At 63.4% G+C, this 20,014-nt stretch carries 17 protein-coding genes and 1 pseudogene; 7 read left to right on the plus strand and 11 right to left on the minus strand.

From position 1 onward, the window contains the following. Window positions 1–121: 121 nt before the first annotated feature. The gene (locus LK12_RS18515) at window positions 122–1,522 is read left to right on the plus strand and encodes an aromatic ring-hydroxylating oxygenase subunit alpha (protein ID WP_039287390.1); all 1,401 of its coding nucleotides are present in this window, start codon (window positions 122–124) and stop codon (window positions 1,520–1,522) included. Window positions 1,523–1,534: 12 nt separating this feature from the next. Next, on the plus strand, window positions 1,535–2,719 hold the full coding sequence (locus tag LK12_RS18520) for an aromatic ring-hydroxylating oxygenase subunit alpha (protein ID WP_039287393.1): 1,185 nt from the start codon (window positions 1,535–1,537) through the stop codon (window positions 2,717–2,719). Between the two features lie 72 nt (window positions 2,720–2,791). On the opposite strand, the gene LK12_RS18525 is transcribed toward LK12_RS18520, so the two are convergent. The 4 genes from LK12_RS18525 to LK12_RS18540 all read right to left on the minus strand — a co-directional run bounded on the left by LK12_RS18525 (window position 2,792) and on the right by LK12_RS18540 (window position 5,915). Next, entirely contained in the window at window positions 2,792–3,484 is a 693-nt protein-coding gene (locus LK12_RS18525; RefSeq protein WP_052223601.1) for a hypothetical protein, read from the minus strand. 93 nt (window positions 3,485–3,577) lie between these two features. Beyond that, window positions 3,578–4,144, minus strand: a complete 567-nt coding sequence (locus LK12_RS18530; RefSeq protein WP_156135556.1) for an EthD domain-containing protein — start codon at window positions 4,142–4,144, stop codon at window positions 3,578–3,580. Between the two features lie 47 nt (window positions 4,145–4,191). Continuing rightward, complete coding sequence (locus tag LK12_RS18535; RefSeq protein WP_039287399.1) at window positions 4,192–4,905, minus strand: SDR family NAD(P)-dependent oxidoreductase; 714 nt, start codon at window positions 4,903–4,905, stop codon at window positions 4,192–4,194. Then, window positions 4,902–5,915: an NADP-dependent oxidoreductase gene (locus LK12_RS18540; protein WP_039287401.1), complete on the minus strand. Its 1,014-nt coding sequence runs from the start codon at window positions 5,913–5,915 to the stop codon at window positions 4,902–4,904. Before LK12_RS18540 ends, LK12_RS18535 begins: the two co-directional genes overlap by 4 nt. A gap of 155 nt (window positions 5,916–6,070) precedes the next feature. Here LK12_RS18540 and LK12_RS18545 point away from each other — a divergent pair, with 155 nt between their 5' ends. Both LK12_RS18545 and LK12_RS18550 read left to right on the plus strand, forming a co-directional pair. Beyond that, window positions 6,071–8,338, plus strand: a complete 2,268-nt coding sequence (locus LK12_RS18545; RefSeq protein WP_039287403.1) for a TonB-dependent receptor — start codon at window positions 6,071–6,073, stop codon at window positions 8,336–8,338. 118 nt (window positions 8,339–8,456) lie between these two features. Next, the gene (locus LK12_RS18550) at window positions 8,457–9,221 is read left to right on the plus strand and encodes an SDR family NAD(P)-dependent oxidoreductase (RefSeq protein ID WP_039287406.1); all 765 of its coding nucleotides are present in this window, start codon (window positions 8,457–8,459) and stop codon (window positions 9,219–9,221) included. Between the two features lie 4 nt (window positions 9,222–9,225). On the opposite strand, the gene LK12_RS18555 is transcribed toward LK12_RS18550, so the two are convergent. Continuing rightward, on the minus strand, window positions 9,226–10,026 hold the full coding sequence (locus LK12_RS18555) for a ThuA domain-containing protein (protein WP_039287408.1): 801 nt from the start codon (window positions 10,024–10,026) through the stop codon (window positions 9,226–9,228). Then, on the minus strand, window positions 10,026–11,033 hold the full coding sequence (locus LK12_RS18560; protein WP_039287410.1) for an NADP-dependent oxidoreductase: 1,008 nt from the start codon (window positions 11,031–11,033) through the stop codon (window positions 10,026–10,028). The genes LK12_RS18555 and LK12_RS18560 overlap by 1 nt, the downstream gene beginning before the upstream one ends. A 150-nt stretch (window positions 11,034–11,183) precedes the next feature. On the opposite strand from LK12_RS18560, the gene LK12_RS18565 reads away from it, so the two are divergent. Further along, window positions 11,184–13,661, plus strand: coding sequence for a TonB-dependent receptor (locus LK12_RS18565; protein WP_039287414.1), 2,478 nt, complete (start codon window positions 11,184–11,186; stop codon window positions 13,659–13,661). A 219-nt stretch (window positions 13,662–13,880) separates the two neighbouring features. Here LK12_RS18565 and LK12_RS18570 read toward each other — a convergent pair whose 3' ends face one another. From LK12_RS18570 to LK12_RS18580, 3 genes are all read right to left on the minus strand, one after another. Further along, window positions 13,881–14,309, minus strand: coding sequence for a nuclear transport factor 2 family protein (locus LK12_RS18570; protein WP_039287417.1), 429 nt, complete (start codon window positions 14,307–14,309; stop codon window positions 13,881–13,883). A gap of 81 nt (window positions 14,310–14,390) precedes the next feature. Then, complete coding sequence (locus LK12_RS18575) at window positions 14,391–14,747, minus strand: Rieske (2Fe-2S) protein (protein ID WP_039287420.1); 357 nt, start codon at window positions 14,745–14,747, stop codon at window positions 14,391–14,393. Then, window positions 14,744–15,751, minus strand: coding sequence for an NADP-dependent oxidoreductase (locus LK12_RS18580; protein WP_039287422.1), 1,008 nt, complete (start codon window positions 15,749–15,751; stop codon window positions 14,744–14,746). Before LK12_RS18580 ends, LK12_RS18575 begins: the two co-directional genes overlap by 4 nt. Before the next feature lie 112 nt (window positions 15,752–15,863). On the opposite strand from LK12_RS18580, the gene LK12_RS18585 reads away from it, so the two are divergent. Together LK12_RS18585 and LK12_RS18590 are read left to right on the plus strand one after the other, a co-directional pair. Next, window positions 15,864–16,274 carry a nuclear transport factor 2 family protein gene (locus LK12_RS18585; protein ID WP_331454153.1) on the plus strand — a complete coding sequence of 137 codons (411 nt, stop codon included), beginning with the start codon at window positions 15,864–15,866 and terminating at the stop codon, window positions 16,272–16,274. A 53-nt stretch (window positions 16,275–16,327) separates the two neighbouring features. After that, complete coding sequence (locus LK12_RS18590; protein ID WP_039287425.1) at window positions 16,328–17,296, plus strand: quinone oxidoreductase family protein; 969 nt, start codon at window positions 16,328–16,330, stop codon at window positions 17,294–17,296. 45 nt (window positions 17,297–17,341) lie between these two features. Here the strand turns inward: LK12_RS18590 and LK12_RS18595 are convergent, their stop codons facing one another. Beyond that, a complete protein-coding gene (locus LK12_RS18595; protein ID WP_039287427.1) occupies window positions 17,342–18,196 on the minus strand; it encodes an SMP-30/gluconolactonase/LRE family protein in 855 nt (284 codons plus the stop codon). A gap of 13 nt (window positions 18,197–18,209) precedes the next feature. Beyond that, a pseudogene (locus LK12_RS18600) lies at window positions 18,210–20,007 on the minus strand (IlvD/Edd family dehydratase). Window positions 20,008–20,014: the final 7 nt, after the last annotated feature.

Consider the following 20,014-nt stretch of genomic DNA (forward strand, 5'->3'; position numbering starts at 1 on the left):
CTTAGAGCAGCACTTCCTATCACAAATGTCAGGTCGGAATCGGCCCATTTCTTGACCTCGATCAAGCGCCGAAACGGACTTTGTGAGATTTCCTCTCCAACGAAGAAACGGAGAGGCAAGAATGGCTGATTTCGATTCCCGCGACGATTTCCTTCCCGCCCGCTGCCCCGGCCCTGGCTGGGAAGACATTCTTGCTGCAGACGACATCGCACCGCCGGACTTCGTCGCGCAGGATCAGTACCGCTACCTCGGCTCCGAGCCGATCGATGCGAAGCGCTACTACGATCCCGAGTTCTTCGCGCTCGAGAAGGAACGCATGTGGCCCCGCGTGTGGCAGTTCGCCGCCCGCGAAGAGGATCTGCCCGAACCGGGCGACTACGTTACCTACGAGAACGCCGGCCGTTCCTACCTGATCGTGCGGCAGGCCGACGGCGAGGTGAAGGCCTTCCACAATGTGTGCCTGCACCGCGGTCGCAAGCTCGCTACCGACAACGGCAATGCCGACCAGTTCCTGTGCCCTTTCCACGGCTTTTCGTGGAACCCGGACGGCTCGCTGCGCAACATCCCGTGCCGCTGGGACTTCGGACATCTCTCCGACGAGAAAATGCAGCTTCCCGAAGCCAGCGTCGGCCGCTGGCAGGGCTACATCTTTGTGCGCGAAAGCGACGAAGGTCCCTCGCTGGAGGAATTCCTGAGCCCGCTGCCCGAGTACTTCAAGCGCTGGAAGCACGAGGAATGCGTGACGGTCGCCTGGGTCGGCAAGGTCGTAAAGGCGAACTGGAAAATCACCATGGAAGCTTTCATGGAAAGCTATCACGCCTACGTCACCCACCCGCAGCTCATGCCCTTCACCGGCGATGCCAATGCGGCCTATCATGTGCTCTCCGACCACGTGAACGTGAACTACACGCCGTTCGGCGTCGTCAGCCCGCACATTGAGGACAAGAAGCTCTCCGAGCAGTGGATCATAGAGGAGTTCGGAAAGTACAACGGCCGTTCCGCCGACAACTACGATGGCGAGGACGATGCCGGAGCAGTCGAGGTGCCCGAGGGCCGGACAGCCCGGCAGGCGCTCGGCGAAGCCATGCGGGCCACGTCGCAGAAGATGTTCGGCGGCGACTATTCGCAGATCTCGGAATGCGAACTGCTGGACGCGCTCGTCTACAACGTCTTCCCGAACTTCGCGCCATGGGGCGGTTTCATGCCCAACATCGTCTACCGCTGGCGCCCTTGGCCCGATCAGGACCACTGCCTGATGGAAGTGCGCGTGATCGCCCGCGTGCCCGAAGGCGAACCGCGCCCCAAGGGTGTGCCGATGCATATGCTGGGTGAGGACGAGGACTGGTCCGATGCCCCGGAACTGGGTGTTCTGGGCGGTGTGGTCGATCAGGACATGTCCAACATGGAACTCACCCACGAAGGCCTGAAGGTCTCCAAAAACCAGCGCGTGGAACTGGGAGACTATCAGGAAGTGCGCATCCGCCACCTGCACCAGACACTCGACAAGTACCTGGCCGATTGAGGGAGCCCCCCGATGACCGAGAATTTCGACAAGTACGCGAACGCCGCAGAGCGGATGCTCAATTTCGTTGAGACCCGCACGACCGATCAGGCCCCCGAGGTCTTCCAGGTGCCCGTCAACAATTACCTCGACGGGGAACGCTGGGAGCGCGAGAAGGAACGCATCTTCAAGCGTGTGCCGCTGATGCTGGCGCTCACCATCGAGCTGCCGGAAGTCAACGACTACAAGGCCATGGACGTGATGGGCATGCCCGTCGTCATCACCCGTGCCAAGGACGGCAAGGCCCGCGCCTTCCTCAACGTCTGCAAGCACCGCGCCGCGCACCTCGCACCCGAAGGCCGCGGCAACTGCAAAGCCTTCGCCTGCCCCTACCACGGCTGGACCTACGCCAACGATGGCAAGTTGATGGGTATTGCCGAGGCGAGCACCTTCGGCGACGTCGACCGCTCCACCCTCAACATGACCGAGCTTCCCTGCGACGAAGTGGCGGGCATGATCTACGTGATCCTCACCCCCGGCCTCGAAATCGATGCGCGGGCCTGGCTGGGCGACATGTACGAGTACTTCGCCGACCTCGAACTCGAGAGGTGGTACTTCCACAAGAGCAAAGTCATGCACGGCGCCAACTGGAAGGTCGCCTACGACGGCTATCTCGAGGGCTATCACTTCCAGGCGGCGCACACGAACACCGTAGCCACGCGCTCGCCGTCAAACCGGGCGATCTACGAGGGGCATGGTCCGCATATCCTGATCGGCTTCCCGCAGAACGCGATCACCCGCCTGCACGACCTGCCGCGCGAGGAATGGGGCAAGCAGGAGAACAACGGCTACGACTTCATCCGCATGCTGTTCCCCAATTTCGCGCTCTTTCTGGCTCCGGAGATGTGCCAGTTCGCGCAGCTCTTCCCGGGCGATGCGCCGGACAAGAACGTGACGGTGATGAACTACTGCTTCCCGACGAAGCCCGAGACCGACGAAGGCCTCCAGTCCCTCGACGAGATGTGCGACTTCTTCTTCAACGTCGTTGAGGAGGAAGACTACCTGCTGGGCCTGCAGGTCCAGAACGGGCTCGAAAGCGGCGCGATGACCCACCAGGTCTTCGGCCGCAACGAGCCGGGCAACCAGTTCTTCCATAAGTGGGTGGATTACTATCTCGACGAAACCGGCCAGACGCCGGCCCCCGTGATGAAGGGGTAAAAACGGCTTTCACGAACTCTCCCAGCGAGGGCGGCGGGGCAACCTGCCGCCCTTTTGCCTTGCGCTGGCGGGTCAGAAGGACGTCGTGAAGCCCAGTCCCACCTGTTGCCGGTGCCGGATGGCTTGCCCCGGAGCAAGTGCCCTCGAGCCCACGTCCGCCTCGAGGCTCAGGGTAGCGGCGGTGTCGGCGATGGGAACCTCCAGGGTCGCCCGCACACCGCGGGCCCTGGGCGGTTCCCCGTTGGTCATGCGAATGGCATCGGCTTCGAGCGAACGTCCGCCCCACCCGCCCTGAAAGAACCATTCGCTCCTCAGCCGCCAATTCCCGCCTTGCGCCACGGCCAGCTGCATTCCGGCGTACCGGGCCTTCGTCTTGCCGGGAAAGATCGCCGACGTCCTGTCGAGCCGGCTGGCGGTGCCGGCAAAGACGGCCGCTCCGAGGACCGTGTCCGACGCCACCGTATGCCACGCCGTCAACTTTGCGTGGCGAACATGTACCTTCAAGCGGGTATTGGCGAGCGGCAGCACATCCTTGTGGGACGAATGCAGCGAAACATATTCGAGGCCCCACCCTTCGGTTCCACCGTCATTCGCAAAGCGCCTTGTCTTTGCCCTCTCGACGATGTCCTGATCGGTTACAGACCAGGAGACGCTCATCGGCATGGCGGCCTGGGCGGATGCGCCTATGGCCTTGGCCTCGTTCGCCAGAGCCGGCGTGGAGCAGGCCTGTACAGCCAGGCCGAAGACAACGAGACTCGTGCGCATGGATCCAGCCTTCCCGCAGTTGCAGATTTGCGATGGAATGCTGTTCAGACGCCGCAACAGGCACGTTGCCCCAGTGCCACACCCTCGATTGCGTCAGATATGCTCCCGATAGGCCCAGAACTGCGATCGGGAATGATCGATGAAGTTGCGCTCGTCTTCCAGGGCGCCCTTGGCGACGTCTTCCCGGGAAAGCTGACGCACAAGCGCTTCGATATCCGGGAAATGCACCTCTACGACACCGTCGAGCGTCGATGCGGCAAGTCCGGTGCCTTGCGCCAACTCGTTCGTTTCTGAAGAGGCGGTGTGCAGTTGGTGATAGCTGTACGGCGGAATCAGGCGCCGGCCGTAGTCGGCATGGTGGTTCAGCCAATAGTCCTGAAACGCGTCCTGGGTAAGCCGTGCGAGCCGGCGCAGGCCGAAGTAGAGGCGGACCGCATCGCGGCCCGGCAGGATCGCGTGGCGGCGAAATGCGAGCACAGAACTGGCCGCGTTATCCAGATCGTCGGCAATCGCGGAGAGGAAAGCCGGCGCCTCCTGCAAGCGGCACGTTACCAGTGCTTCGGGCAGGTCCGGCGCCATGCCGCCGGCATGCGCAAGCGCGGGAAGCGCATCCGCGGGCATGCAGGTGGCCAATTGCCCCCCATCTGGCAGCGCGCTCATCAGCCGGCCCGGCGACGGACCTGTCAAAAGCAGCAGCGCGTCGATGCTCAATGCCGCACCATTGCGCCGCCATCAACCCAGAGGCCGTGGCCGGAAACGAAGCGGGCATCCTCGCTGCACAGGAAAGCGACCACGTCGGCGATATCCTGCGGCGTGCCGAGGCGGCGCAGCGGCGCCTTGTTTTCCCAGAACGTCTTATATTCGGGCATCTGTTCAAAAGCAGGAGCGGTCATCGGCGTGGCAATCGCGCCAGGTTGTACGCACGTGGCGGTCACGCCGAACGGCCCCAGTTCGGCAGCGACCGACTTGGTAAAGCCGAGGACGGCATGCTTGGATGCGGAATAGGCACTCAGGCCCTCGTCCCCGTAAGCCGAGGTTGTCGAGCCGATAGTGACGATGCGCCCCGCCCCGTGCGCCTTGAGATGCGGCGTCGCCTCTCGGATCAGCCGGAACACGGCAACGAGGTTTACCTCCAGAACGCGCAGGAAATAGGCATCGTCGTGCCCCTCCAGCGGGTGAAAGGCGCTGATCCCGGCGCAGGGAACCACGGTATCCAACCCGCCCATTGCCGCGAGGGCCTTCGCTACGAGATCGGCATTCGCGTCCTTGCCGGTCAGATCGGCAGTGAAATCCACCTCACCCTGGAGATCGGCGGTGAAGACCCGAGCGCCGTCTGCGCTGAGCCTTGTGGCAACCGCTGCCCCTATGCCCGAGCCCGCCCCGGTAACGATGGCCCGGCGACCGTCGAGGCGCCCGCTCATGAGATCTTCAGCACCAGCTTGCCGGTATTGGCCCCGGTAAACAGCCGCATGAACGCCGGGTAGGCGTTCTCCAGCCCTTCCTGCACGTCCTCATCCATGCGCAGCTTTCCTTCGGCGAGCCACTGGGCCATCTGCGCGCCGCCTTCGGCGAACCGCTCGGCGTAGTCGGCGATCAGGAAGCCGTGGATGGTCGCGCGGCGGGCAAGCACCTGCCACAAATTCCTGAGGCCGACTTTCTCCGGCGCATTGTATTCGCTGATCAGGCCGCAAAGCACGATGCGGGCATGATGCGCGAGATTGAACATTTCGGCCTCCATGACCGGGCCGCCGACGTTCTCGAAAACCATGTTCACGCCGTCCGGAGCAGCCTCGGCAATGGCCGCAACCAGAGCCTCGTGATCCTTGCCCTTGTAGTCGATGGCCGCATCGAAACCGTAGTCCTCGAGCAGGCGACGGCACTTTGCCGGTCCGCCCGCGATGCCCACGACGCGGCAGCCCTTGATCTTGCCGATCTGCCCCACCGCCGATCCGACGGCGCCCGCTGCGCCCGATACCAGCAGCGTTTCGCCGGCCCGCGGCTTGGCCACTTCCAGCAGGCCGAAGTAGCCGGTGAGCCCCACGGCCCCCAATGCGGACAGATAGTTCGAGGGAGAGGCTACGGCATCGGGATCGATCGCCATGGTGAAGCCGCCCGGCATCGCCACGGAATAATCCTCCAAGGCGTTCAGGCCCATCACCCACTGGCCGACTGCGAAGTCCGGATTGTCCGATGCGTGGACGATCCCGACCGTGGTTGCCCGCACGGGATCGCCGAGCGGGATCGGCGGCATGTAGCTTTCCGCATCGTCCATCCAGCCGCGCTGCGCCGGATCGAGCGATGCGAAGCGGTTGCGAATGACAAGGCCACCCGGCGGCGGCACCGGTATGTCACTCGCCTCAAGCGCGAAGTCGCTTTCTTCGGGAGTTCCCTGGGGCCTGCGCACAAGCAGGAAGCGCCGATTTTCGGCCATGCATCATCTCCACCGTGTTTGGATGATTACCTCGGCAATCGCGGCCCAGACCGCACCTGATCATAGTGGCAGGTCTGTTTTGGCACAAAGCATTGCATAAAGACGAGGCAACAAGTCCGGCCACGACAATGTCGGGTCGCATGGGAGGAATCTGAATGGCATTCGCACGTCTTCGCGGAGCGTGGCTGCTCGCGCTCACCACAACTGCAATCTCCGGGTTTTCCGTTCCCGCCATGGCGCAGGACAGCGAGGACACCGCGGTTACCGATCCCAACGAAATCATCGTGTCGGCTCGCCGCCGCGAAGAAACGTTGCAGGACACGCCGGTGGCCATCACCGCCGTCAATGCTGCCATGCTTGAAAACAAGGCTGCAGTGAATATCGGCGACCTTCAGGGCGCAGCGCCGGGTCTGCTGATCACCCAGCAGAATTCGGGTGCCCAGGCAGCGAACATCTCGATCCGCGGCCTGACCTACGCCGATATCGAAAAGTCGCAGACGCCCACCGTCGGCGTCGTGGTCGACGGCGTGACGATCGGTACCAACACCGGCCAGCTTCAGGACGCCTTCGACATCGCCCAGATCGAAGTCCTACGCGGCCCGCAAGGTACGCTGTTCGGTGCCAACACCATCGGCGGCGTGATCAGCATCACCCGTACCAAGCCCACCATGGAACCGGGCGTGAAGGCAGAATTCACCTATGGCCGCTGGAATACCTGGGCGGCCAAGGCGATTCTCAACTACGGCGATGGCGAAAACTGGGGCATCAAGGCCTGGTATTTCCACAATGAGACCGACGGTTTCTACCACAACAAGCCGCGCGACACGAACGCCGGCTGGAGCAAGGGCGACAGCTACGGCGCCAGCCTGCTCTACCAGCCGATCGGATCCGCATTCGATGCGCAGTTCACCATCGAAAACGTAGAGCAGACCTTCGATCCGGTAGTCAGCAACCTGACCAACAGCACCGAGGTGTTCTGCGCGTTCGAGCCTGCCGAGGAATGCAACCGCAACAACACGACCGATCTCTACACGACGTTCGGCGATCCCGCGAAGAGCACGTATCACGCGCCGGATGCCACGCTTCACATGAATTACGATCTGGGTGACGTGACGCTCACCTCGATCACCGGGTGGCGCCATAGCCGCGAGAAGCAGACGCAGGACTTCGACGGCTCGACGACCGACCTGTACTACGTCGACCGCCGGCAGCACTACACCCAATGGAGCCAGGAACTGCGCGCTTCGGGCAACCTGTTCACGAGCTTCGACTACGTCGTCGGTGGTTATTTCTTCAATTCCAAGTACGACCTGAAGCAGTGGTCACGCGTTTTCGGCTTTGCGCCCGACGTCCCGCCCACCGAGTTCGACCAGAACCCGCAGTACGTCGAAGGCAAGACCACGAGCTATGCCGTGTTCGGCGACTTCAACTGGTCATTCGCCGACAAGTGGCGTCTGTCCTTCGGCGGTCGCTGGTCGCATGACAACAAGAAGCTGAGCAACAGCTTTGCACAGGTAGGCCTGATCGGTACGGGCGACGCCAACTTCAGCAAGTTCACGCCGAAGGTAGGGATCGACTATCGCCCCAACAGCGACATGATGCTCTATGCAAGCTGGTCGCGCGGCTACCGCTCGGGCGGCTTCAGTCCTCGCGCGGCCACGGCGGAGACGGCCAGCACGCCGTTCCAGCCGGAAACCGTCGATGCCTATGAAGTCGGCGCCAAGATGTCGCTGTTCGACCGCAGGCTGGACCTCAACCTCGCCGCCTATGTCTCCGACTACAAGAACATGCAGCAGAATCTGACGGTCCCCGGTGGTCCTACCGGGAACCAGACGATCACCGGCAACGTACCGGGCGGCGCCATCATCAAAGGCATCGAGTTCGACGGTTCGCTGCGCGTCTCGTCCCGCCTGCGGTTTACCGCTTCGGGCGCCTACATGAAGTCGCACTTCCGCGACTTCATCACCGACGGGGTCTATGGCACAGAAATCGTGCCGTTCGACTATTCGGCCAATCGCCTGATCTACGCGCCGAAGTTCACTGCCTCGCTCAATGCGGATTACGAAGTGCCGACCAGCTTCGGTTCGGTCGCGGCGACGGCTGGATGGCGCCACATCAGCCCCTACGACGAGCAGATCTCGGCCGCTTCGCTGACTCCGATCACCGACGGTTCGGGCAATGTCACGCAGGTCATCGTCAATGGCAACGACCCGCGCGTACGAACCACCACGCAGGATCTCATCGACGCGAGCCTGACTTTCAACTTCGAACTCGGCGACAAGGAAGCCTACTTCCGCGTCTTCGGTCGCAACCTGGCGAACGAGAAGACCACCACCCACGCATTCACGGTGGCCGGGCTCTGGTCGTTCGGCATGGCTCTCGAGCCTCGCACCTACGGCGCGACGATCGGGTTCAAGTACTGATCGACCGATGGCCTGACCAAAGGGTCCGGGTCGGTGTCAAGGAGGCGTGCGGCTTACTCTCTCGCCGCACGCCTCCTTTCTATTTGATGACATGAGAAACAGTCCAAGGAGCAAGCAGATGGGCCGTCTGGAAGGCAAGATCACCCTCGTGACAGGGGCCGGTAACGACCGTGGGCTCGGTGCAGCAACAGCGCACCGTTTTGCCGAGGAAGGCGCGTTCGTCTATCTCACCGACCTGGATGCCGGCGGGGCCGAAGCCGTCGCCGGCGCCATTCGCGAAGCCGGGGGGCAGGCGGAAGCCCTGCCCCACGACGTGACCAGCGAAGCGGACTGGGACAAGGTGTTCTCGGTAGTCGAAAAGGGTCACGGACGGCTCGACGTTCTGGTGAACAATGCCGGTATCGCCATCCTCAAGCCGCTGACGATGCTCACCGCGGCGGACTGGGAAAAGCAGAACAAGGTCAACCTCGACAGCGTTTTCTACGGCGCCAAACGGGCCGTCGAACTGATGCGCAAGGTCGGCCACGGCGGATCGATCATCAACCTGTCGTCGATCGGCGGCCTTGTCGGCGTGCCGGCCTGCGGGGCTTATGGCGCGGCCAAGGGCGGCGTGCGCATCTTCTCCAAGGTCGTGGCGATGGAGTGCGCGGCCGAGGGCATTCGCTGCAATTCGGTCCACCCCGGCATGATCGAAACCGCGATGCAGGACGTCGCCCGCCGCGACAACCCCGAAGGCTTCAAGGAAATCGTCGCCAGCGTGCCGATGAAGCGGCTGGGCACACCGCTCGATATCGCCAACATGAACCTGTTCCTGGCCTCCGACGAAGCCAACTACATCACCGGCGCGGAATTCACCGTCGATGGCGGCGTGACCGCGATGTGAACGCTCAGGTGGAGGGCGCGACCCAGCGGATCGCGTTCTCCACCAGCCGCCGGTAGTGCGGATTGTCGTAGGCCGATGGTCCGTCGCCCGGCTGCAGATAGACGAGCCGGCTGTTCATCACCTGCCGGGTCCAGCCGATGAGATCGCTTCCCGGTGGATGCTCCCAGCCATCGCGCGCGTACATTTGCCCCTGTACGGCAAGATCGGCCGAATAGAACCGATCCCGGGTATACGGCATGTCAGCGCGCAACAGCGGCTCGACCTCGTCCGTAAAGATCTGGGCCAGATAAGGTTCGTCGGTCAGCGTGAAGCGCGCGGGGAGTCCTCCCGTGACGGGATGATCTGCCAGGACCTCGACCTCGTAGGTGACGTCATGGGCATAACCGCTGTCCGGCACCGCCACGCCACGCACCTCGCCGGGATGATAGAGGAACTGGCCGCCCAGCCATTCGTGGTACTCGTCCCATGTTGGCCAGCCTGCCAGCGCATGATGCAACGCCACGACACCCTTGCCCGCCTCGAACAATGCGCGCATCCCCGGCGCAAGATCCAGCGGCGGCTCCAGATAGGCCGGGGCGCCCTCGCCCGCCTCGAAATCGAGACCGGGCATGTCGTAGAGAACCAGCACGTCGAAGCCACGCATGCCGTCGGGATTCATCAGCCGCGCAGCCGCCGGCTGGTCCACCATCGTCGCGCTGATGCCCTCCATGGCCTGGAACATTGTGTCGAAGGCGGTGCGATCGAACGGATGACCGCGCACGGCCACGAGACATTGCAGCGGTGCGCTGTGCCGGATGATCGGCATCAGAGCTTTACCAGGACCTTGCCCATGTTCTTGCCGGTCAGCATGCGCTCGTAGGCGGTCAGCACGTTTTCGATTCCCTGCGTTTCATCGAAACGCATCGTCAGCTTCCCCGCGTCGAGCCATTCCCGCAGCTGCGGCATGAACTCCGCGCCCCGCTCGAGGAAATCGGGAATGAAGAACCCTTCCACCCTCAGGCGCCGCATCAGGATCTGGTCGAAGCGGGCCGGGCCGGGCAAGGGCTTGTCGTTGTCGTAACCGGCCACCATGCCGCAGATGGCCACCCGGCCGTAGTGGGCCATGTTGGGCAGCACGGCATCGAGGATCGGCCCGCCGACATTGTCGAAGAAGGCATTGATGCCCCCCTCGATGGTTCCCAGCCGCGCTTCGACATCCTCGTTGCGGTAGTCGATCGCCATGTCGACACCGATCTCGTCGATGAGGAAGCGGCATTTCTCGGGGCCGCCCGCGATGCCGACGACCTTTGCGCCGAGAATGCGGCCAATCTGACAGGCCAGACTTCCGGTGGCACCGGCAGCCGCCGACACCGCCAGCCATTCGCCCTTCTTGACGGCGGCGACTTCCTTGACGCCGACATAGGCCGTCCAGGAATTCATCCCCAGCGCGCCGAAGTGCTGGCGCGGATCGGAGACGGTATCGTCGACCACTTCCAGCCCGGCCTCTTGCGGCGACACGATCGCCTGCTCGGCCCATTGCCCGAAGCCGCGCACCAAAGCGCCGACGGGAAAGGCCGGATCCTTGCTCTCGATGACGCGGCCAAGCACAAGTCCGACCATTTTCGAGCCGAGAGGAAGCGGTGGCTGGTACCCGTCTGTGCGCGGGCTCATCCACATGCGGGTGCCGGCATCCATCGACAGCCATTCGACCGCGATGCGCACTTCGCCGGGGTGAAGCGGGGCCGGCTCTTCAGTGCACAGCGTAAGTGCCTGGGCAAAGTTGGTGTTTCCCTCGGGGTGGCGATCAAGCCGCCAAAAACGAATGTCAGTCATGCATCTCTCCTCGCCCCAACTTCGCCCTCCAGTCTAGCCGCGCCACCTAACCAAACTGCTAGACCTAACCCTTTGCACAGGCCCTTTATCCGGGTGCGAAGCGTACGGAGCGCGCCAATAACCAAATGGATTACCAGGGAGGTATCTGAAATGCGCGTTTCCAAATCCGCATTGCTCGCCGGCACCGTTCTCGGGATGACGGCAATCGCCACTCCTGCCCTCGCGCAGGAAACCGCGACGGACGAATCCGTCGCAAAGCAACAGGGTGGCGTCTCCGAAATCGTCGTCACCGCACGTAAGCGACAGGAATCCGTTCAGGACGTTCCCGTGGCGGTATCCGCCATCTCGGCCGCTGAAATCGCTAACCGCGATGTCACCAGCGTCGAAAAGATCGCCGCGATCACGCCACAGTTCAACGTCGGCCGCGCTTCGAACGGTTCGGGCGCGCAGCTCACCCTGCGCGGCATCGGTTCGTCGTCGACTTCGATCGGCATCGAACAGTCCGTCGCCGTCGTCGTCGACGGAGCCTATTACGGCCAGGGCCGCATCATCCAGGAAGGTTTCTTCGACCTTGCCCGCGTGGAAGTGCTGAAGGGCCCGCAGGCCCTGTTCTTCGGCAAGAACGCCACAGCCGGCGTGATCTCGATCACGTCCGCCGATCCGACCCTGACCCCCGAATTCATGATGAAGGGCGGTTACGAATTCAAGAGCCAGCAGTACCGCGTCGAGGGCTATGCCTCGGGACCGCTAACCGATACGCTCGGCATCCGCGTCGCTGCACGCTATTCGAAGATGGACGGCGGCTATTACCGCAACGTCGCCGACGACGTCTACTACACGGAAGTTGACGCGGCGAGCCTGTTTGCCGGTGGCGACGGAGACCCGACCTCGCACCTCGCGAAGCCCGCCCCGCGCAAGGAGCCGGGCGAAGAGGAATTCCTGGCACGCGGTACTCTCAAATGGGAGCCGACGGACCGCCTGACGGTAAGCCTCAAGGGCAGCGTCGACATCAACACGGTGAACAACTCCTCTTGGAACTACGTCGCCTATGCCTGCGGCAACGGCTCCACCTCGCAGCTCAACGGCTATGCCTGCGACAAGGACTTCGTCACCCACCAGAACGACATGCCGGCCGACATCGCGTCGAACTATCCCTACGCCAAGAGCGACGGTTCGCTATACAACAAGTACCGCTCGGCCGCCGGCACGCTGAACGTCCAGTATGATGCCAACCAGTTGCAGATCTCGTCGGTCACCAACTACCAGTGGAACAACAACCGTTGGGCCTGCGCCTGCGACTTCCAGTCTTCGGATTCCTCCAACGGGATCGGTTCCACCTGGGCCACGGAGAACTCCTCGTGGCATGCTTTCAGCCAGGAACTGCGCGCCCTTACGCAATTCGACGGTCCGTTCAACATGATGTTGGGCGCGCTGTACCAGAAAACCAAGCGTGACTTCGAGCAGTACATCATGTTCGCCGGCGTTTCGAACTCCGCCGCGCCGGACGGCTTCGAATACGTGGCCACTTCCAAGTCGAGTTACACCAAGGGCGATACCATGGCCGTGTTCGGCCAGGCGACCTTCAAGATCCTGCCCTCGCTCGAACTCGCCGGCGGCGTGCGCTACACCGACGAGACCAAGAACAGCTTCTTCACCCAGCCCTACAACAACCCGCTGCTGCTGGGCATCTTCCGCGATCAGAACGATCCGGACGGCCTGGGCGAAGTCTATGGGCGCCAGCACTTCAAGAACTGGTCGCCTGAAGCGACGCTGACCTGGAAGCCGACGCAGGACATCATGCTCTACGGCGCCTACAAGACTGCCTACAAGTCGGGCGGTTTCTCCAACGGCGGCATCAACTCGAAGTTCTCGGCCGATCCCCAGGGCGACCTGACCTTCAACCCGGAAAAGGCCGAAGGTTTCGAAGTCGGCTTCAAGTCCACCCTGCTCGACCGCCAGCTGCGCTTCAACGTCACGGCGTTCACCTACAAGTACAAGGACCTGCAGGTCGACTTCTTCAACTCGCCGATCTTCGCGTTCCAGACGCTGACGGCCGATGCCCGGACCAAGGGCGTCGAGGTCGAATTCCAGTACGCGCCCTATGCGGTGCCGGGCCTCGATATCCACGGGTCGATCAACTACGACAAGGCGCGTTACACCAGCTTCCCGCTGGCGCCGTGCTACGCCGGTCAGACGCCGTCCGAAGGATGCAACCTTGCCGGCAACACTCGCCAGAACCTGACCGGCGCGCCGCTCTCGGTGGCACCGGAATGGACCGGCAGCCTGGGCCTGGGGTACCAGACACCGATCAGCGACTCGCTCAAGCTGGGCTTCAATGTCGACAGCAAGTATTCCGACAGCTACCTGGCTTCGGGCTTCGGCAACCCGCTCTCGAAGCAGGACAGCTATGTAACCATCGATGCCGGCATTCGCGTCGGAGCACAGGACGACAACTGGCAGATCGCGCTCATCGGCAAGAACCTGACCAACGAGTTCTACGTCACCGGCGTGGTCGATGGGCCTTCTACCGGCGGCGGCACCGGCACCCCGGCGGGCTTCAAGGCCGACCAGCTCGGCTTCGGCTCGCTTCCCCGCACGGTGATGGTCGAAGTCACCAAGCGGTTCTGACCACGGCATCCCGTAAACGGGTCGCAGGAAAGGCGGGGCTTCGGCCCCGCCTTTTACTGTTTGAGGAACCGGTGCGCACCGTGGTCGGTGCGGGTGCGGATAAGTCCATGGCAGAACAGAGGGCCGCCCTCTTCGTCCATGCCGCCGGACCCGCGTACAAAAAGGCCCCGCCACCACTCGGGTGACGGGGCCTTTTCGGCTTCGCAACTCAATCGATCGTCAGCAGCCCTTGGGCGCCCGCTGCCGGTGGATATTCCGGAAGGAGCGGGACTTGAAGTACCAGCGGCCAGCGATCTTCACGCAGGTATCCTCGTAGAGACCGCGATCGCGGACGGTCTCGTTTTCCTGGTCGTAGACCTCGGTAGTATAGCTGCGGATCTTGGCGTTGTCGCCGTCGATGTCGATAGCGCCGGGCCAAGCCTCGAACATGATCCCCGGATAGGCCTTCATCGCCTCGATCCACATGGCGACGATGGCGTCTCGCCCGCGCGTGGTGCCGATCTCGGGATAGTCGGGCAAGGACCATTCCGCGTCTTCAGCCCAGGTTGCGCCCCAGGCATCGGCGTCCCGCCGGGTCACGGCATCGGCATAGGCTTCAAGCAATTCCCGGATCGCAAGGCGGTCCTCGAAGGAGCCGGTAAATGTCATGTGCTGTTCTCTCCCGTTTTCGTTTTCCATGGATGATATGCTTCGCGGACGCGGCACGAACCTGTCACCGGTGAGAGAAATTCAGGTTCCCACCGGACGTTCGTTGGGGCCCGGCGGCGTGTCGGGCACGGCCACCTCGATAGTTCCGTCGCTCACGCGCACGTCGAAGCGGCGAAGATCCGCATAGGCACCGCCCAGGCAGCGTCCGGTCTTCACTTCGAAGCGGGCGCCGTGCAGCGGGCACATGATCGCTCCGCGCCGGACCCTCCCTGGCGACAGCAGGGCGGCCTGGTGCGTGCAGCGATCGTTCACGGCACTGAAACCGTCATCGGCGCGGACGACCAGGACGCTCCAGCCGGACAGTTCCTGTGCCAGCTTGCCGTCGTCGGGAAAGTCCGCCTCGAGGCAGAGCGGTGTCCACGTCGTCGCGTCGGTCATATCCGCACCAGTGTCTTGCCGATGGTCCGGCCGCTCATGAGGTCGATGAAGGCTTCGGGCAGCTTTTCGAATCCGTCGCGCAAGTTGGCTAGCGGCTTGAGCTTGCCTTCGGCCACCCAGCCGTCGAGTTCGGCCTGCGCCTTGTCGAGGAGTTCGGCATAGTCGAAGGTGATGAAGCCCTGCATCTTGATGCGGTTGACTACCAGCTGCCACAGCGTCTTGACGCCATAGGGGTGGTCGGCATCGTTGTACTGGCCGATCATGCCGCACACCGCGACGCGTCCGTGAAGGCGCATCAGCGGCAGGATGGCTTCGAGCATCTCGCCGCCCACGTTGTCGAAATAGACATCGACGCCCTCGGGCGCGACCTTGGAAATCTCCGTCGCAATGTCCGGCGTCGCGCGGTAGTCGATTCCCGCATCGAAACCGAGATCCCTGATCACTTCGATCTTCTCGGGCGAACCGGCGATGCCGATGACGCGGCAGCCCTTTGCCTTGGCGATCTGGCCGACGGTCGAGCCGGTGGCACCAGCCGCCGCACTGACGACGACGGTCTCGCCCGGCTTGGCTTCGCCAACCGCGAACAGCCCGACCCAGGCTGTCAGCCCGACAGGTCCCAATGCGCCCATGTAGTGGTGCAGGTCCACGCCCGGCTGCGGATTGACCTTCTCGATCCCCCAGGCATCGCCGGACAGAACGTAGTGATCGGACCAGTGCGCGAATGCGCGCACGAAGGTGCCGACCGGGTATTCCGGATTGTTCGACTCGACGACTTCGCCCAGCGACATGCCCTTGATCGGTTCGCCAAGCGCGACCGGTTCGATGTAGCTGGGCCGGTCGTCGAGAAAGCCGCGGATCGCCGGGTCCACCGATCCGACCCGCATCGCGACAAGGAACTCCCCTTCGCCCGGGACCGGCATTTCGGTCTCCGCCAGTTGGAAGTCTTCGAGCTTCGGCACGCCTTCCGGCCGCCGCGCCAGCAATATCTGTCTAACCTTTCCCATGAGTCCTCTCTAACGCTGCCAAGGCAAGGCGTAGGCTATTCGAATGGCTAGGTTCGGCAAACACATCCCCTTGCCACTATCCCGGTCGAGAAGAGAGGAGCTCGAAACAGCCATGACCATGACCCCCGAAGAAATCACCGCCTTCGTAGACCGCCTCTATGCCACCACCGGCGAGGGAAACTGGGAAGCGGCAGCCGAAATGCTGACCGACGACTTCGTGGCCCACGAAGCGGACGGCCTGCCGATGGCGGGCGAGTTCCGCGGCAGGAATGGGCTCAAGGACCTGTACAGCAAGGTCATGGGCATGGTCGATGTCGCCGCGCTCGAACGCTCGGCGCTTCCCGTAGGCGAAGACTGCGCCATCGCCGTCCTCACCATGCGCTTCGCGGATCCGGACCTGAAGCCCGCCGAACTGTGCGAAATGTTCCGCTTTCGCGACGGCAAGTGCTGCGAGATCAAGCCCTACTATTTCGATCCCGCACCGTTCATCGCGGCCTGCGAAGCCAAGAAGACTGCCGCCTGAGGCAAGCGGCGGGCTTGGCTTGCCCAGGCGCCCGGCGCTAGAGTCATCGCGTTATGAAAGCAGTGCACTACAGCCGCAACGGCGGCCCCGAAGTCATGGAATATGGCGACCTTCCCGATCCGGAAGTCGGCCCGGACACCGTGCTGATCGCCGTCGAATGGATCTCGATCGAAGGCGGAGACCTGCTCAACCGCATCTTCAGCCCACCGGCACAGACACCGTTCATTCCCGGCTATCAGGCTGCCGGCACGGTGAAGGCCGTGGGCGAAGCCGTCACGCGTTTCCGGCCGGGCGACCGGGTGCTCGGTTTCAACTGGAACGGCAGCCATGCCGAACTCTTCGCCGTGCCCGAGCGCTATGCCTACCCCGTTCCCGAAGGCATGGACCTGCGCCTTGCTGCGACGATACCCGTTGCCTTCGGAACCGCGCATGATTCGCTGTTCGAATATGGGGACATGAAACCCGGCGATTTCGTGCTGGTTCAGGGCGCGGCCGGCGGCGTCGGCCTGGCCGCGGTGCAGTTCGCATCGAAGGCGGGGGCTACCGTCATCGGCACGGCGTCCAGCCGGGAACGCCTCGACCGCATCAAGCCCTTCGGCCTGCACCACGGGATCGACTACCGCACCGAGGACATTGCCGCGCGCTGCAAGGAAATCACCGGCGGCAAGGGCGTGGACATCGTCCTCGATCTTGCCGGAGGACAGGGCAAGGACGCGCTGATGCGCGCGGTCAAGCCGCACGGACGCTACGCCGTGATCGGGGCCGCCGCGGGAACGCTACCCAGCTTCGGGTTCTTCGAACTCATTCGCAAGGCGCTGCACGTCGTCGGCATTTCGTTCGGCCGGGACATGCACACCCCGCGGGTGCACAAGCTGCTGGCAGAAATTACGCAGCAGATGGCTGACGGCGAACTGCAGATGCCCATCGCAGCGGAATATGCGCTTTCCGATGCCGTGGAAGCTCACAAGTACGTAGCCGAAGGTCATCCCTTCGGCCGCGTCCTGATGAAGGCGGGGGCCTGAGGCAAAGACAAGCGTCAAGCTGAGCTGGTCAGGCGAGCGCGGGACTTACCCCCGGTAGAGGCCGGTGGGCAGCCCTACTGCACCGCTGACCACTTCGAACAGCGCGCCGTCGTATTCGGACTCCGGTAGTCCCGTGGCTGCCGACGTGACGAACATGCGGTCCAGCGCCTCTCCTGCGAAGGTTATGTTGGTCACGCGTCGCGCCGGCAAGGCAATGGCGCGGTCGAAGCGCCCGTCGGGGGCAAAGCGGCTGATACGGCCGCCGTCCCAGTGCGCGACCCACAGGTAGCCGTCGCAGTCGGTCGTCATCCCGTCGGGGAAACCGTCGTTTTCCGCGAACCGGATGAAAGGCTGCTTCGCCGTAATGCCCGCATCCGTGATCTCGAAGCGGTAGATCGTGCGCCGCGCCGTGTCCGAATGGTAAAGCCAGTGCCCGCAAGGCGAGAAAGCGGGGCCGTTGGGCACCATGTAGCCGCGGTCCATCACTTTCCAGGAACCGTCCGGATCCAGCCGATAGAGCGAACCGCGCGCATGCTCTTCGGCCATGTCCATCGTCCCGCACCAGATCGCTCCGTCACGGTCGGCCTTACCGTCGTTCATCCGGTTCCCCGGCAGGTCTGGCTCCGGATCGGCGATGTGCGTGACTGCCATGCGATCCAGCGAGATGCGCCCGAAGCCGCTTTGAAAACCGCCGACCAGCTGGCCGCTTCCGTTTTCGACCACCCAACCGAGGGGTTCCGGCATCGTCCAGCGTTCCACACCTCCGTCAGCCAGCGACAGCCGGTTGAGCGCAGGCGAGAGGATATCCACCCAGTAGATGGCATTGTCCCGCGCGCTCCACATCACGCCTTCGCCCAGCGTGTCGCGAGTATCGCGCTCGATCTTGCGCCATTGTGTCACGAGTCAGCTCCAGTCAGTGATTGTCGCGCGGCAGACCCTTGGTCTGGGCGATACGCTGGTACTTCTCTGACCCTTCGAGAATGGCGCCGGTATTCATCTGACCCACGACATTGCGCTGCAATTCCTGCCACGGCGTTTGCGAAGCCGGATAGGGATAGCCCCCCCTTCGCTTCGAGCGCGGCCCGGCGGGCTGCGAGTTCCTCGTCGGAGATCAGCACGTTGACGGTGCCCTTGCGCAAGTCGATCCGCACCCTGTCTCCGGTGTCGAGAAGCGCCAGACCGCCCATCGCCGCCGCTTCGGGGCTGGCATTGAGAATCGAGGGGCTGCCCGAGGTGCCCGACTGGCGGCCATCACCGATGCACGGCAGCGCACTAACGCCTTCGGTGATGAGATAGGCCGGCGGCCGCATGTTCACGACCTCAGCCGCGCCGGGGTAGCCGATCGGGCCGGCGCCGCGCATGAACATGAGCGTCTCGGGCGTGATGCCGAGCGCAGGATCGTCGATCCGGTGATGGTAGTCTTCCGGTCCGTCGAACACGACGGCCGGTCCCTCGAAGGCATCGGGATCGTCGGGGTTCGAAAGATAGCGCTTGCGGAAGTCCTCGCTGATGACGCTCGTCTTCATGATCGCGGCATCGAACAGATTGCCGGTCAGCACCAGGAAGCCCGCTTCCTTGCGGAGCGCCTGCTCGAAGGTCTTGATGACGCGCTCGTCCTCGATCGTGGCGTCGCGGCAGTTCTCGCCCATGGTCCTGCCATTGGCGGTCATCGCGTCTTCCTCGATCAGGCCCTGCCCGATCAGTTGCGCCACGACGGCCGGTACGCCGCCGGCGCGGTAGTAATCCTCGCCGAGGTATTCACCGGCGGGTTGCAGGTTGACCAGCAACGGCACCTTGTGACCGAAGGTCTCCCAGTCCTTGAGCGGCAGGTCCACGCCGATGTGGCGGGCGATGGCGGCGAGATGGATCGGCGCGTTGGTCGATCCGCCGATCGCGGAATTGACGACGATCGCGTTCCTGAATGCTTCTTTGGTGAGGATGTCCGAGGGCTTGAGGTCTTCGTCGACCATTTCGACGACGCGCTTGCCCGTGTGATAGGCGCATTCCTGCCGGTCTCGATACGGGGCGGGGATGGCCGCCGAGCCGGGCAGCATCATGCCCAGGGCCTCTGCCAGCGAGTTCATCGTCGTGGCCGTGCCCATCGTGTTGCAATACCCGGTCGAGGGGGCCGAGGATGCGACGAGCTTGATGAAGCCTTCCTCGTCCAGTTCGCCGGCGGCCAGCATCTCGCGGCCTTTCCACACGATCGTGCCCGAACCGGTCCGCTCGCCCTTGTGCCAGCCATTGAGCATCGGACCGACGGACAAGGCGATGGCCGGAATATTGACGGTCGCCGCCGCCATCAGCAGCGCAGGGGTGGTCTTGTCACAGCCGGTGGTCAGCACCACGCCGTCGATGGGATAGCCATAGAGCGCTTCGACCAGGCCCAGATAGGCCAGATTGCGGTCCAGCCCGGCGGTCGGGCGCTTGCCGGTTTCCTGGATCGGGTGGACGGGAAACTCGATGGCGATGCCCCCGGCCTCGCGGATGCCCTCGCGGGTGCGTTCGGCGAGCACCAGGTGGTGGCGGTTGCACGGCGAAAGGTCGCTGCCGGTCTGGGCGATGCCGATGATCGGCTTGCCGGAGCGCAATTCCTCCAAGCTCAGACCGAAGTTGAGATAGCGCTCCAGATAGAGAGAGGTCATGTCGATGTTGTCGGGGTTGTCGAACCAGGCGCGCGAACGCAGCTTGGGTTTGGCGGAGTCTGTCATGGTAGTC

It is taken from the genome of Novosphingobium malaysiense (assembly GCF_000802225.1).
GTDB classification, from domain to species: domain Bacteria; phylum Pseudomonadota; class Alphaproteobacteria; order Sphingomonadales; family Sphingomonadaceae; genus Novosphingobium; species Novosphingobium malaysiense.

Coding starts and splice junctions, on each gene's coding strand:
- LK12_RS18515 (WP_039287390.1), top strand. CDS start 122: ATGGCTGATTTCGATTCCCGCGACGATTTCCTTCCCGCCCGCTGCCCC.
- LK12_RS18520 (WP_039287393.1), top strand. CDS start 1,535: ATGACCGAGAATTTCGACAAGTACGCGAACGCCGCAGAGCGGATGCTC.
- LK12_RS18525 (WP_052223601.1), bottom strand. CDS start 3,484: ATGCGCACGAGTCTCGTTGTCTTCGGCCTGGCTGTACAGGCCTGCTCC.
- LK12_RS18530 (WP_156135556.1), bottom strand. CDS start 4,144: ATGAGCGCGCTGCCAGATGGGGGGCAATTGGCCACCTGCATGCCCGCG.
- LK12_RS18535 (WP_039287399.1), bottom strand. CDS start 4,905: ATGAGCGGGCGCCTCGACGGTCGCCGGGCCATCGTTACCGGGGCGGGC.
- LK12_RS18540 (WP_039287401.1), bottom strand. CDS start 5,915: ATGGCCGAAAATCGGCGCTTCCTGCTTGTGCGCAGGCCCCAGGGAACT.
- LK12_RS18545 (WP_039287403.1), top strand. CDS start 6,071: ATGGCATTCGCACGTCTTCGCGGAGCGTGGCTGCTCGCGCTCACCACA.
- LK12_RS18550 (WP_039287406.1), top strand. CDS start 8,457: ATGGGCCGTCTGGAAGGCAAGATCACCCTCGTGACAGGGGCCGGTAAC.
- LK12_RS18555 (WP_039287408.1), bottom strand. CDS start 10,026: ATGCCGATCATCCGGCACAGCGCACCGCTGCAATGTCTCGTGGCCGTG.
- LK12_RS18560 (WP_039287410.1), bottom strand. CDS start 11,033: ATGACTGACATTCGTTTTTGGCGGCTTGATCGCCACCCCGAGGGAAAC.
- LK12_RS18565 (WP_039287414.1), top strand. CDS start 11,184: ATGCGCGTTTCCAAATCCGCATTGCTCGCCGGCACCGTTCTCGGGATG.
- LK12_RS18570 (WP_039287417.1), bottom strand. CDS start 14,309: ATGACATTTACCGGCTCCTTCGAGGACCGCCTTGCGATCCGGGAATTG.
- LK12_RS18575 (WP_039287420.1), bottom strand. CDS start 14,747: ATGACCGACGCGACGACGTGGACACCGCTCTGCCTCGAGGCGGACTTT.
- LK12_RS18580 (WP_039287422.1), bottom strand. CDS start 15,751: ATGGGAAAGGTTAGACAGATATTGCTGGCGCGGCGGCCGGAAGGCGTG.
- LK12_RS18585 (WP_331454153.1), top strand. CDS start 15,864: ATGACCATGACCCCCGAAGAAATCACCGCCTTCGTAGACCGCCTCTAT.
- LK12_RS18590 (WP_039287425.1), top strand. CDS start 16,328: ATGAAAGCAGTGCACTACAGCCGCAACGGCGGCCCCGAAGTCATGGAA.